14 protein-coding genes are annotated in these 11,593 nt (G+C 46.4%); 3 read left to right on the plus strand and 11 right to left on the minus strand.

Going from position 1 to position 11,593, the window contains the following annotated elements:
• Positions 1-293 precede the first annotated feature (293 nt).
• Genes NG796_RS02905 through NG796_RS02915 form a run of 3 tightly spaced genes read right to left on the minus strand, consistent with a single transcriptional unit; the run spans position 294 to position 2,310 of the window.
• Positions 294-806, minus strand: coding sequence for a molybdenum cofactor biosynthesis protein B (locus tag NG796_RS02905; protein WP_261204423.1), 513 nt, complete (start codon positions 804-806; stop codon positions 294-296).
• Between the two features lie 46 nt (positions 807-852).
• Positions 853-1,188 carry a photosystem II reaction center protein Psb28 gene (psb28, locus tag NG796_RS02910; RefSeq protein ID WP_261204424.1) on the minus strand — a complete coding sequence of 112 codons (336 nt, stop codon included), beginning with the start codon at positions 1,186-1,188 and terminating at the stop codon, positions 853-855.
• A 54-nt stretch (positions 1,189-1,242) separates the two neighbouring features.
• Positions 1,243-2,310: an LOG family protein gene (locus NG796_RS02915; protein WP_261204425.1), complete on the minus strand. Its 1,068-nt coding sequence runs from the start codon at positions 2,308-2,310 to the stop codon at positions 1,243-1,245.
• Positions 2,311-2,566: 256 nt separating this feature from the next.
• Here NG796_RS02915 and NG796_RS02920 point away from each other — a divergent pair, with 256 nt between their 5' ends.
• Positions 2,567-2,782 (plus strand): hypothetical protein, encoded by a 216-nt coding sequence (locus NG796_RS02920; protein WP_261204426.1) that lies wholly within the window; start codon positions 2,567-2,569, stop codon positions 2,780-2,782.
• 137 nt (positions 2,783-2,919) lie between these two features.
• Here NG796_RS02920 and trxA read toward each other — a convergent pair whose 3' ends face one another.
• Positions 2,920-3,282: a thioredoxin gene (gene trxA, locus NG796_RS02925; RefSeq protein WP_263011614.1), complete on the minus strand. Its 363-nt coding sequence runs from the start codon at positions 3,280-3,282 to the stop codon at positions 2,920-2,922.
• Positions 3,283-3,597: 315 nt separating this feature from the next.
• Positions 3,598-4,761, minus strand: coding sequence for a GuaB3 family IMP dehydrogenase-related protein (locus NG796_RS02930; RefSeq protein WP_254564538.1), 1,164 nt, complete (start codon positions 4,759-4,761; stop codon positions 3,598-3,600).
• A gap of 236 nt (positions 4,762-4,997) precedes the next feature.
• Here NG796_RS02930 and NG796_RS02935 point away from each other — a divergent pair, with 236 nt between their 5' ends.
• Entirely contained in the window at positions 4,998-5,375 is a 378-nt protein-coding gene (locus NG796_RS02935; RefSeq protein WP_015147095.1) for a VOC family protein, read from the plus strand.
• A gap of 132 nt (positions 5,376-5,507) precedes the next feature.
• Here NG796_RS02935 and NG796_RS02940 read toward each other — a convergent pair whose 3' ends face one another.
• Together NG796_RS02940 and NG796_RS02945 are read right to left on the minus strand one after the other, a co-directional pair.
• Entirely contained in the window at positions 5,508-6,149 is a 642-nt protein-coding gene (locus NG796_RS02940; protein ID WP_261204427.1) for a transposase, read from the minus strand.
• A gap of 109 nt (positions 6,150-6,258) precedes the next feature.
• Positions 6,259-6,756, minus strand: coding sequence for a helix-turn-helix domain-containing protein (locus tag NG796_RS02945; RefSeq protein WP_261204428.1), 498 nt, complete (start codon positions 6,754-6,756; stop codon positions 6,259-6,261).
• Between the two features lie 179 nt (positions 6,757-6,935).
• On the opposite strand from NG796_RS02945, the gene NG796_RS02950 reads away from it, so the two are divergent.
• The gene (locus NG796_RS02950; protein WP_261204429.1) at positions 6,936-7,502 is read left to right on the plus strand and encodes a Uma2 family endonuclease; all 567 of its coding nucleotides are present in this window, start codon (positions 6,936-6,938) and stop codon (positions 7,500-7,502) included.
• On the opposite strand, the gene NG796_RS02955 is transcribed toward NG796_RS02950, so the two are convergent.
• The 4 genes from NG796_RS02955 to NG796_RS02970 form a co-directional block, all read right to left on the minus strand.
• Complete coding sequence (locus tag NG796_RS02955; protein ID WP_261204430.1) at positions 7,499-8,422, minus strand: ABC transporter permease; 924 nt, start codon at positions 8,420-8,422, stop codon at positions 7,499-7,501. The two genes, NG796_RS02950 and NG796_RS02955, sit on opposite strands and share 4 nt — an antisense overlap.
• Positions 8,423-8,462: 40 nt before the next feature.
• Entirely contained in the window at positions 8,463-9,425 is a 963-nt protein-coding gene (locus NG796_RS02960) for an ABC transporter permease (RefSeq protein ID WP_261204431.1), read from the minus strand.
• 63 nt (positions 9,426-9,488) lie between these two features.
• Positions 9,489-11,216, minus strand: coding sequence for a peptide ABC transporter substrate-binding protein (locus tag NG796_RS02965; RefSeq protein ID WP_261204432.1), 1,728 nt, complete (start codon positions 11,214-11,216; stop codon positions 9,489-9,491).
• Between the two features lie 22 nt (positions 11,217-11,238).
• A complete protein-coding gene (locus tag NG796_RS02970; protein WP_261204433.1) occupies positions 11,239-11,586 on the minus strand; it encodes a hypothetical protein in 348 nt (115 codons plus the stop codon).
• Between the last annotated feature and the right edge of the window lie 7 nt (positions 11,587-11,593).

Below are 11,593 nucleotides of genomic sequence, written 5' to 3' on the forward strand. Positions count from 1 at the left end.
CCAGTCCTGGGTTGATTGAGAACGGCAAAAGTCCTCAGTCTGTCCCGTTATGGTTATAATGACCTACATTTATTCCGGTTCCACTCTATCGGCTGGGGTGTTTGCCCGGGGGAGATGGAACTGTAAAAAATACCTTTAAGGGGTTGACAATTTTTATTCTTTATGCTCTAAAATCATTGAATTCACGGTTCATGCCCATACAAACTGGGGATTTTTGGCCGGGGTAAAGGACCTTCTTAATCAGGGGATGTTTGGCCGATTAGGCATTTGGAGAGAGATAGAACGTGAGCGACTCAATGTCCCCCAGATTTTACCTGTTGAGTGAGGTGAATTAATTCAGGTAAAATGAGCTGTTGTAGGGCCAATTTGACCGCTGCGGTGGAACCGGGGATGGAGAAAATTAACTTAGATTGATAAAGGCCAGCGATCGCCCGTGAGGCGATCGCCCGCGACCCAATTTCTTGATAGCTTAAGGCGCGAAAGATTTCCCCAAAACCGGGTAAAGTCTTCTCTAGCAAACGTGCGATCGCATCATAAGTCGTATCCCTAGGCGCGATCCCGGTTCCCCCATTAAAAATCACCGCCTCCAACTCCGGACGCTGACCCAAGGCAATCAGATGAGCCTGAATCTGCGCCGGTTCATCGGGAAGAATCGTATAATCCATCACCGCATGAGCGTTCTGGAGTAATAACTCTTGAATCAATTGGCCGCTGCGGTCCGTTTCTGGGGTGCGCGTGTCACTAATGGTAACAATAGCGCAATGGACAGCCAGGGTTTGAGAGTCGGGATGAGGGATGTTTGTCATAGAATTTGAACGCGATCGCGCCTGAGTTGAACCCCTTGTGCAAGGGTTACGCCTTGCTAAACCCTAAACCATTCTCCTTGGCATAGCGTTCCATAAACCGCATAAACCGATCCCAATCCGCTTGGGATTTCATCACATGAGTAGCTTCGATGCCGTCCGCTTGTCCGTTCACGAATTTACCCTTGACATCCCGGCAAGTGATTTCTCCTTCTTCATCGAGCAAGTACATCCCGGTAATCTCATCGGTGCTGTCCTTGTCCAGAATGGCCGGATTTTTAAAGTAAAAGGTCGCGGTCCCCTGTTTGCCATCTTTAGAGCGAGTCAGGCGCACATCGGGGATCACCTCTTCCTTGATGCCTCGGGAAAACTGAATTTCAGTCATGTTCTTGTAAAGTTTTATAAACGACTCTGGGGATTATTTTCTCATCTTTGGGCCTTATTTGCGCTCAGGATGAGCTGATTCTACAGAATCGGAGTCGCCAAGGGTGTTAATTCGCTCAATGAGTTGGTACATTCGTCCGGCATCGCGGCGGTTAAAGAAGAAAATCAAGCGGGGAAGTTCAAAGGTTTCGTCTCCGGTTTCTTCCGGTAATCCGTGGCTTTTTTCAATGATGCCTCGGACGAGGATATCGCTAAACTCTTCATTAAGTTGGGCGATCGCCTCATCAGAAAGTTCGGTTTTGAGGCGAATCACGAAGCGATCGCCCACATAGCGACTGGAATGATAAACCCGATAGAAATTGCGAACGACTTCACAGGCGACTTCAACATTATCGGTAATCGTGTAAATACTGCAATCATGGGGACTGATTAAACCCCGATGCAGGAGGTGCTTACGAATATAGGCATCCCAGTCTTTCCAGTAGTCACCACCGGGACAGTCAATCAGGACTACGGGACAGGGACCAAAGCGCCCCGTTTGTCCCAAGGTGACGCATTCAAAGGCTTCATCTTGAGTCCCGAATCCCCCAGGAAATAGGGCGATCGCATCACTTTCCTTGAGGAAAAATAACTTGCGGGTAAAGAAGTATTTGAATTCGACTAAATTTGCCGGGTCAATATAAGGGTTTGCTTCCTGCTCAAAAGGCAGTTGAATGTTTAACCCAAAGGAGTTGGCTTTCGTGGCTCCTTTATTGCCCGCTTCCATAATGCCACCCCCGGCACCCGTCATCACCATAAATCCTTGCTCAACGACTGCACGGCCAAAGGCTTCAGCAATCTGGTATTCTGGGGTCTCCGGTTGGATGCGCGCTGACCCAAAAATCGTAATTTTGCGGGTATGGCGATGGGGATGAAAGGCTTGAAAGGCGGCTTCCATATCGAGTAAAGCCGCACTGAGAATCTTCCAGTCTAGGCGTTCAATGTCTTCACCCGTCAGGCGAACGAGAGTGGAGAGCGATCGCTCAATCCATTTTCTAAACTTGAGATTGGGCAACTCATCAATGAGTTCATTAATCTGGGCCTGGAGGCGATCGAGAGAGTCAGAAGAGTAAAGGGAAGCCATAAATATCAGAAAGGCTGCACCTTGATTCTAGCTAAAAGCGATCCCCAGTGACAGAAAAACCCATGAGGGTAGAGATTTTTCCCGCACCCGAATTAGGTCCCCAGGACCTGAAAACCGGGTTTTGGCCCTGGCTTTGTTCCGAATTCTCAGGATTTGTGTTGAAAAAGTGGGTTTTTAATCGCTACTATACCCCCGGACTAGGCAAGGTTCTGTCCATCTAAGGGATTTCCATAAATAAAGTGGGGCATTAGAAGTAATGCCGAATTATTCAAGCCGATTGGCGTTCTCTTTTGGGGGGTTGGGGGGATCTCTCCGAGAAGATTTTATTGGTTGGAATACCCTAAACCCAGTGACCGAGGGCAGAAACGATAAACCCGCCCGAGTTCAACCTAGGGCGGGAGAGAGTTTGGACCCCACAGAGTCCAGCGATCGCAAAGTTAATCTGGATGAATTCAGTTTGAGTGAAGTCTAAAGAAAATTAAGAATTAGGCGCGAACAATTAAAGAGTTTAATGTTTAGCATTCTAAATTCTTAATTCTCAATTTCCAACATTTCGTTATGAAATCTCCAGATAATCCGGTTACTAAGGGAGTCTCGATGGTGAGTCGATTACTTTGCTATATATTTTTCTAGGGTATTAGCCAAAGTCGTCTTCGGCACGGCCCCAACTACCATATCCACCCGTTGGCCGCCTTTGAAAATCATTAAAGTAGGAATACTTCTGATTCCGTATTGGCTTGCTACGTTCGGGTTTTCGTCGGTATTGACTTTAACGACTTTAACCTGACCGTCGTACTGCTGGGCGATTTCATCGACAACAGGGGCTACCATCCGGCAAGGTCCGCACCAGGGTGCCCAAAAATCGACGAGAACTGGAACCTCGCTATCAAGCACTTCTTGCTTAAAAGTAGAGTCTGTAACTTGTGCGGCTGCTGACATTGCCCTTGATTCCTTTTCTATAGGGTTTCTCAACGAGTAATTTTACCATCCCAGAACCGATCGCCTGTGGTCAGACTTCCTGGCAAGAGGGTAGCACGGGGCTAAATCTCATAAGTGAGTCGATTTAGTTTAGGACGATTGGTCTGGATGCAGATTTTAGTTTAGTCTATTTTCGCATTTAAACAAGTCATCCCTAATAAAAAACCGCCCGAACAGAAGTCCGGGCGGAGTGTGGTGTGAGGAGTGAACGGAAACATGCGTCTCCGCTATATTCTATTGTAAACTACAGAATGCAGTGGTGGTGTAAAAATTGTGCAAAGATTTACATCACCACAAAGGGAAGTAAATTTACTTACCCATTCCGAGTTGTTGTGCTTTTTGATAGACTTTTCCTTCGGTCAGCAAAGAAGGAGCGATCGCCACTTCCACCTGTTGCATTTCCTTCATGTCCTTAGCGCCTAACGTCCCCATACTGGTTTTCAGCGCCCCAAGGAGGTTATGAGTCCCATCATCCAGACCCGCTGGACCCCGGAGAATTTGTTCTAAACTCCCGGTACTGCCGACCCGAATCCGCGTCCCCCGAGGCAGCACTGGAGAAGGAGTCGCCATCCCCCAGTGATAGCCCCGTCCAGGAGCCTCGTTAGCCCGAGCGAAGGGAGAGCCAATCATCACCCCATCCGCACCACAGGCAATACATTTACAGATATCTCCCCCCGTCACCAATCCGCCATCGGCGATGATAGAAACGTATTTGCCCGTTTCTCGGTAAAAATTATCCCGGGCGGCAGCACAATCCGCCACTGCCGTTGCCTGGGGAACCCCAATGCCCAAAACCCCGCGAGAGGTACAAGCGGCACCGGGTCCAATCCCCACCATAATCGCGGCAGCACCGGCTTTCATTAACTTCAGACTCACCTCGTAGGTGACACAATTTCCCAAAATCACCGGAATGGGCATTTCTTGACAAAACTTCGCCAAGTCCAGAGGGGTGATGGACTCGGGAGATAAGTGATCCGTAGAAACTACGGTTCCCTGTACGAAAAATAAATCTGCTCCAGCTTTAGCAACCGTTGCGCCATACTGAGCGGCCCCTGCCGGAGTGGCACTGACTGCGGCGATCCCGCCTTGGCTCTTAATTTGATGAATACGTTTCTCGATTAACTCTGGCTGAATCGGTTTAGCATAGAGTTCCTGCATCAATCCGACAAACTCTTCTTTGCCGACGGATGCAATGCGATCGAGAATCGGTTCGGGATCTTCATACCGGGTTTGGATGCCTTCCAAATTGAGGACACCCATCGCTCCCAATTGAGAAAGCAAAACTGCCATGCGGACATCGACGACTCCATCCATCGCACTGGCGATGATCGGAATTTCTCTCTCAATCCCGCCAAGGGTCCATCGCGTATCCGCTAAAGAAGGATCTAGCGTTCTCGTACCCGGGACTAAGGCAATTTCATCAATTCCGTATGCCCTGCGAGCTGTTTTGCCACGCCCAATTTGAATGTCCACTGCTTCTATCCGTTCCCAAAACTATTTATGCTAGACTATCAAATTTACAGGCAAACTGACCGAGAGTTGGTATTGAGTTTTTAAATTCAGGATGGGGGAGATGGGGGAGATGGGGAGGATGGGGGAGATGGGGAGGATAGGGGAGATTACGGTTTTATCCTGGCGATCGCCACTTTAGGCCTTGAAGAACTTTAGAATAAGAATATAGAGAGAAAGTTTATAAAACTTAAAGAATGATGAAGCTGAAACGGATTGGACATATTGCCATTAGGGTTACTGACCTCGATCGCGCAGTGCAATTTTACCACAACTTAGGGATGACTGTGGTTTGGAAGGACCCCGATTGGGCTTATTTAAAAGCGGGAGAGGATGGATTGGCCCTGCTGAGTCCTAGCTACAAACACGCGGGACCCCATTTTGGCTTCGTCTTCAGCGATCGGGCTGAAATTCAGTCCGCCTACGATCGCCTCAAAGCAGAAGGGGCCGATGTCCGTGAAATCCATGATCACCGCGATGGCACTGCCTCATTTTATGGCAAGGACCCGGATGGAAATTGGTTTGAATATCTCTACGAACCCACCACGATCAATCAACCCGCCCGGACTACACCGTAAACTGTCTCACTTCAACTCACAGGGTGGTGAAATCCACCCTGTACCCGGATTTATATCTTCCAGATTTTGACTCGCACTAAGACTCGGGTTGTGTAAAAACCTAGTGCAGATGCGTAAAAATAAGTAGCCAGTCTAATTAAGCTCCTTGAACCCTTGAAATTTCCATAAAAATGGTTTGGCGCTCGTTCGGTTGAAGTAATCGATAAACTTAAGGATTTGTTCAGATAAGTCATAGATAGAAGTGAATTCACCTCGTTTTAAAAGGCGACGGGTCAAGATACTGAACCAACATTCAATCTGGTTTAACCAGGAGGTGTGTTTGGGCAAATACACAAAACGAATGCGATGGGTTGGGTCGCTTAAAAAAGCTCTGCGAGTTTTCATCGATTTCAGAATTCCTTTTTTCCCTTTAACACCTAAGTCGATATCTATCTGACAACGAGAGGCTACTAACTTAACCAGAGATTCACTCATATGAGTATTGAGTTGGTCAACCATAAAAATCCACCCGGCTTCGGGATCCGTATCAATTGTCTTAGTGATATGGTTGGCAAAATCTATTTCAGTACGAGTCCGACCAATAGAGGGTTCTATAACTTGTCCCTTAAAGATATCCCAATTGGCTATTAAACTTAGAGTTCCATGTCGGATGTACTCGAACTCTATCCGTTTTACTTCTCCAGGAATCATCGATTTAGTCGGGTAAGCTCTTTCTAATGCTTGAATTCCCGTCATTTCATCGGTACTAATCAAATGCACACCGTTTTCGGCCAATTCCGATGCTTCCTGGTGTAGTTTACAAATATTCCTTACCTGTTCTTGAAATACTCCTCTATCTTTAGGGGCTGTATTTAGCCAGTATTGAGAGCGGTGCGGTTGAAGATCAGCCTCCTTTTAAAAAACGACCCACACTATAGCGGGAAATTTCTTTGACTATTCCTCTTTTAACGACTTCGGATGCCAATTCTTGGTGAGTCCATTCATTGATTGGCCGCTGACTTTGTGAGGGATGTTCACAGGCCACTGCCACAATTTGGACAATATTATCTACCGTAAATGTGGCGGGCTTACCGGAACGAGGTTGATCACTTAAAATATCTACAATCAGTTGAATTAATTTTTTATCGTTAGTTGCGGAGGTTTCGGCGGACGCTAGAGTAGCTGAGGCATCAGCCCATCGGGAGCGCCACATCCGCACTTGATTCCGGTTCATTTCCAACCGATTGGAGATTTCGGTATTATTGATTCCATCAGCAGCCAACAAGACTAACTTGGCTCTTTCTACTAACCGATGGGGATTAGTTGCCTTGCGTGATATTTGTTCTAGTAACTGATGCTGCCTGTCCGATACGGTACAGACTTTAGCTTTTGGAGTAGGCATGATTGATTACGTCCAGATAGAAGCGTGAGGCGAGGGTCCTGATAGGGGTCCCTCTACCTCTTCATCTCATTATAGCTGATTATCTTCTTTTGCACATCTGCACTAGTTTTTAAACTCTGTGCAAAAGCATCAAGAATTGAAGTATAATCATTTTAAATCAACTCTACCTATAAAAACTTATGTCTTTGACTATCGACCACTTAAAAAAACTGCAATCTAAACTTGACAATGATTCCAATGATTACCAGATAGAATTACGCGAGGGAAACCTGATTGTCATGGGTCCATCAGATATTGTCTCCAGCTATATTGGTGCACAGTTGAGTCGATTATTGGGTAACTGGGTAACGCCTCGTCGCCTGGGGTTAGTCTTTGACTCTAGCGGGGGGTTCATTCTGCCGAATGCTGATTTAACGGCCCCGGATGTCTCTTATGTCTCGCGATCGCGAATGCCTCGGACTGTCCGGTATTTTAGCGAAGTTGTGCCGGATTTAGTGGTAGAAATCAAATCTCAAAGCGATCGTATTACTAAACTCCGAGAAAAAATTCAAATGTTTCTCGAACAAGGGGTAAAAGTGGGGATTTTAATCGACCCCGATGAATTAACCGTTACCCTCTATCGCCCCAATCAAACCCCCATCGTTTTTACCGACAGTGAAACCCTAACCCTTCCTGAATTGCTTCCGGGATGGGAATTACAAATTTCTGATTTATGGCCCCCAGTGTTCGATGAAAATGAGGACTAAATAGAATTACTTTGAGGATCAAGGGCGTCGCGTAATCCGTCGCCGATATAATTAATGCTGCTGACGGTGATAAAAATTGCTAGTCCTGGAAAAATGGCTTGATGGGGTGAGGTTTGTAAGTAATCTCGGGCATCATAAAGCATTCGTCCCCAGGTGGGAACATCGGGGGGAAATCCTAATCCAAAGAAACTGAGGGTGGATTCGGTAATAATAGCATTGCCGATCGCCAGGGTGGCGGCAACAATTACCGGACCAATAATATTCGGTAAAATATGAATCCAAATAATCCGCCGAGGCGATGCACCCAAGGCACGCGCTGCACTGACAAATTCTAATTGTTTAACGGTTAAAAATCCGGCCCGAACCAGTCTCGCTACAGACATCCAAGTGAGGGAACCAATCACTAGAACAACCAGGATAAAAATCCCCAATTCTGGTCCAGCAACTGCCCGAATGGGGTCACGAAACAAGTAAACGACTAACAGTAGTAACGGTAACTGCGGCAGCGCTAAAAATAAGTCCGTCAGACGCATGAGTAAAGCATCAATGATACCCCCATAATATCCGGCAACTGCACCGATGAATACCCCGACAGTAATCGCTATTAACATGGCAGCGATACCTACTGCGATGGAGATTCTCCCTCCGGATAACATTCGGGCGAGGATATCTTGACCCAGGGAATTAGTGCCAAAGGGATGATTCCAACTTGGACCCATTGAGGACCGACTGAAATCAATTTCATCAATGGCGGTGGTGTAGAAGAAGGGACCAAAGATAACGCAGAGGAGGATAATGGTAAGGGCGATCGCACCTAAAACCGCCATTTTATCCTGATAAAATCGCTGCCATGCTTTTTTGCCTAAATTAGGCGTAAAGCTTGGCAAAATTTCGGCTTGAATGGGATTCGCATTGGACATATTTAAAACTAAATTAGTGGATGAGAAATTAACCGGGTGATTATTGATGATAGTTCACCCTAGGGTCTAAGAGGGCATACAGGAAATCTGCAATTAAATTAAAAATTACAATTAACACCGCATAAATAAACGTAATTGCCATGACTACGGGCGTATCACTCCGATAAATGGACTCAATTAACAGAGAACCGATTCCTGGGACTCGAAACACCTGTTCTGTGACTAATGCGCCGGTAAATACCGCTGGAATATCGAGGGCAACTAGGGTGACGACGGGAATCAACGCATTTCTTAAAACGTGCCGTTGGATGACCCTAAATTTGGATAACCCTTTGGCGTAGGCGGTTCGGACATATTGCTGATAGAGTTGTTCTAAAATCGAGGACCGGATAAACCGCATTAAAATCGCTGCTTGATACAGTCCCAACACAGAAATTGGCATAATAGACTGTTTAAATTGGGCGATAAAACTATTCCAATCGGTTACCGTTAAGGTGCTATTATAGATAAAGGGAAACCAGTTGAGTTTAACGCTAAAAATAATGATAAAGAGAATCCCGGTAAAAAAGGTGGGGAGAGAAAACCATAAAAAAGCAAAAATTGTGGCAAGTTTGTCTACTAGAGAGTAGCGATTGAGGGCGGAAATAATGCCGAAGGGAAAGGCGATGAATATGCCGAAAAGATAAGCAGAACCGACGACCCATAAGGTGGTGGGTAACCGTTGTAGAATTAAATCGATAACGGGACTACGACTGGTAAAGGAGTATCCCATATCTCCGGTAAAAAAGGCAAAACTCCATTTTAGATATCGGATATGAATGGGTTGGTCCAATCCAAAGGAACGGCGAAGATTTTCTCGCACTTCGGCGGTGATTGCTGGATTAGTGGCAAATTCTCCTAATGGGTCTCCAGGTGCTAACGCTAGAATGGTAAAAATGACGAGACTAATGGCAATTAAGGTAGGAATAGAAATCAGTAGGCGTTTCAACAAATAGGTTTTCATAGGCGCAAGAATTAAGGAGTTTTAAGCAACCGACAGGGGTTCAGTTCAAACCCCCAGGGATTGCTATTTCCGCCGCCATTGGTGGATATTCCAAACGACTCGATCCCAGGAGGTTAATTCGACTCCTTCTAAATTATTGCTCACGGCGATCGCATCGGCGCGATGGACTAAAGGAATCACTGCCACGTCCTTCACTAATAAATCATTCATTTGGATGAATAATTCCCCCCGAGTTTTCGGGTTGAGTTCGGTGGTAGAACGTTGCCAAAATTTGTCATATTCCGGATTGCAATAGCGCGAGGTATTGCTACCTGACCAACTATTTTCAGGACGCGCAATTTCTCCACACGTGAAGGTTTGAAGATAGCGGGTGGGGTCGGGGGAGGTGTTGCCAGTAGTCACCATTTGTAAATCAGCATAAAAGCGATTCAGGGAATCAGTATTTGATGGATCACCGGAGAAGAAGATACTGGCATCAATACTTTTAATTTCCATTTCTACACCGATGGTTCGGAAATTTTGTTTGATGATTTCCTGGGTTTTCTGACGAACCGGGTTAACCGAAGTTTGAAACAGAACGCGCATTTCTGCTCCATTTTTATCTCGGATACCATTATTATTAGTATCGCGCCACCCTGCTTGTTCTAGTAACGTTGCTGCTTTTTCCAAATTAAATTCATATTGGGTATTGGGAGAAAGATAGGTTTCGGGAGAGACTAGAAAATTAGGGGTGGGAGTGCCAGTAACACCATAGAGTTGCTGAGAAATAGTGTCGCGATCGATCGCCAGGTTGAATGCCTGCCTAACTTGCCGATCGCTCAAAAAGGGATGGGGAAATTCTAAACTAGAGCGATCGCCTGCTGCCGTGGCGCTATTGGGGTCAGTTTGATTCAGTTGAATCCGTTCGCTTAACGGACCAAAAATTGCCATCACTTGTCCTTGTCCCCCCGCTTCTAATTGTTCTAACACTTGGGGTTCAACTTGCAAACCATAGGCATAATCTGCATCTCCCGTTTGTAAAACCGCCCTCGCTGCAGAGGTAGAATCTCCACCGCCTTTGAGTTCGATTCGCTGAAAATAGAGGGTTTCTGCTTCTCGGAAATAGGGATTAGCTTCATAAACCACCGTATCCCCGGGTCGAAATTCCACGACGCGATAAGGACCCGTTCCCACAGGTAATAAATTACCCGGTGCTTGTCGAGAATTTGCGCCGGTATAATCAGCAAAAATATGTTGGGGTAAAATCATCCCTTCGGACCCGACAAAAGGCAAAAACCAACCGGGAGTAACCGCCTTAAAATTAACTTTAACAGTTAGGGGGTCAACTGCTTCCACTGAGGCGATCGCATCATAATTGGAAGAATTTCCCGAAGCAGTTTCGGGATTGGAGATAAATTCATAAGTAAACACCACATCGGCAGCAGTGAAGGGAGTGCCATCGGACCATTGTATATCTGGTTTGAGTTTCCAGGTTACCGATAAACCATCTGCCGCTACTCCGCCATTTTCCACGGTGGGAACTTCTGCCGCCAAAACGGGGATTAAATCCCCCTGATTATTGAACGTTGCCAGGGGTTCTAAAGTGATTCGACTCGCTTCCCAATCCTTGAACCCGATAGATAGATGAGGATTGAGAATGGTTGGCGCTTGCCAGTAGAGTAAGCGGAGGACCTCCGGTTGTTGGGTTTGGCGGGGGGGGTTCGTCCCGCATCCTGACAACAGGGATGCAGCGAGAAACGGTAGCGCCAACAGTGGCAGGATGAAAGGACGGCGATCGCGCTTCTTTTTCAAATTTTTCCCTCCCAGTGACGGTTTAAAACTCTACAGTATCAAGAAAATCCGGTTTTGTCTTGGGAGGGACGACGGCGATTAACGACACCAGGTTTAATGTCCCCCCTCCCGGATTCACAGAACCCGGTTCACCAGGGACCGAACCCAGTCCTTTCAGTACACAAAAGGCGATCGCCACCGGCAACAAGGCGATCGCCTTTTGACGCGGGGTTGAAGTGCGATCGGTTTTGTCTCCAGTCCAGTGCCACAATAAGCAAATAACGCTCAAACCACAACCGCAATAACTATCAATATACAGTCCTATTAAATTCGGGATAACGCATTCCATCAGTTGCCAAACTTTGGGGTCTAGGGGGATTTTGTTTTTCATGGTTTTA

The organism is Laspinema sp. D2d (assembly GCF_025370755.1).
In the GTDB taxonomy this organism is placed as follows: domain Bacteria; phylum Cyanobacteriota; class Cyanobacteriia; order Cyanobacteriales; family Laspinemataceae; genus Laspinema.

What these genes read in the sequence shown, in the direction of transcription:
- NG796_RS02905 (WP_261204423.1), bottom strand. Translation starts at nt 806, where the DNA reads ATGACAAACATCCCTCATCCCGACTCTCAAACCCTGGCTGTCCATTGC.
- psb28 (WP_261204424.1), bottom strand. Translation starts at nt 1,188, where the DNA reads ATGACTGAAATTCAGTTTTCCCGAGGCATCAAGGAAGAGGTGATCCCC.
- NG796_RS02915 (WP_261204425.1), bottom strand. Translation starts at nt 2,310, where the DNA reads ATGGCTTCCCTTTACTCTTCTGACTCTCTCGATCGCCTCCAGGCCCAG.
- NG796_RS02920 (WP_261204426.1), top strand. Translation starts at nt 2,567, where the DNA reads ATGCCGAATTATTCAAGCCGATTGGCGTTCTCTTTTGGGGGGTTGGGG.
- NG796_RS02935 (WP_015147095.1), top strand. Translation starts at nt 4,998, where the DNA reads ATGAAGCTGAAACGGATTGGACATATTGCCATTAGGGTTACTGACCTC.
- NG796_RS02945 (WP_261204428.1), bottom strand. Translation starts at nt 6,756, where the DNA reads ATGCCTACTCCAAAAGCTAAAGTCTGTACCGTATCGGACAGGCAGCAT.
- NG796_RS02950 (WP_261204429.1), top strand. Translation starts at nt 6,936, where the DNA reads ATGTCTTTGACTATCGACCACTTAAAAAAACTGCAATCTAAACTTGAC.
- NG796_RS02955 (WP_261204430.1), bottom strand. Translation starts at nt 8,422, where the DNA reads ATGTCCAATGCGAATCCCATTCAAGCCGAAATTTTGCCAAGCTTTACG.
- NG796_RS02960 (WP_261204431.1), bottom strand. Translation starts at nt 9,425, where the DNA reads ATGAAAACCTATTTGTTGAAACGCCTACTGATTTCTATTCCTACCTTA.
- NG796_RS02970 (WP_261204433.1), bottom strand. Translation starts at nt 11,586, where the DNA reads ATGAAAAACAAAATCCCCCTAGACCCCAAAGTTTGGCAACTGATGGAA.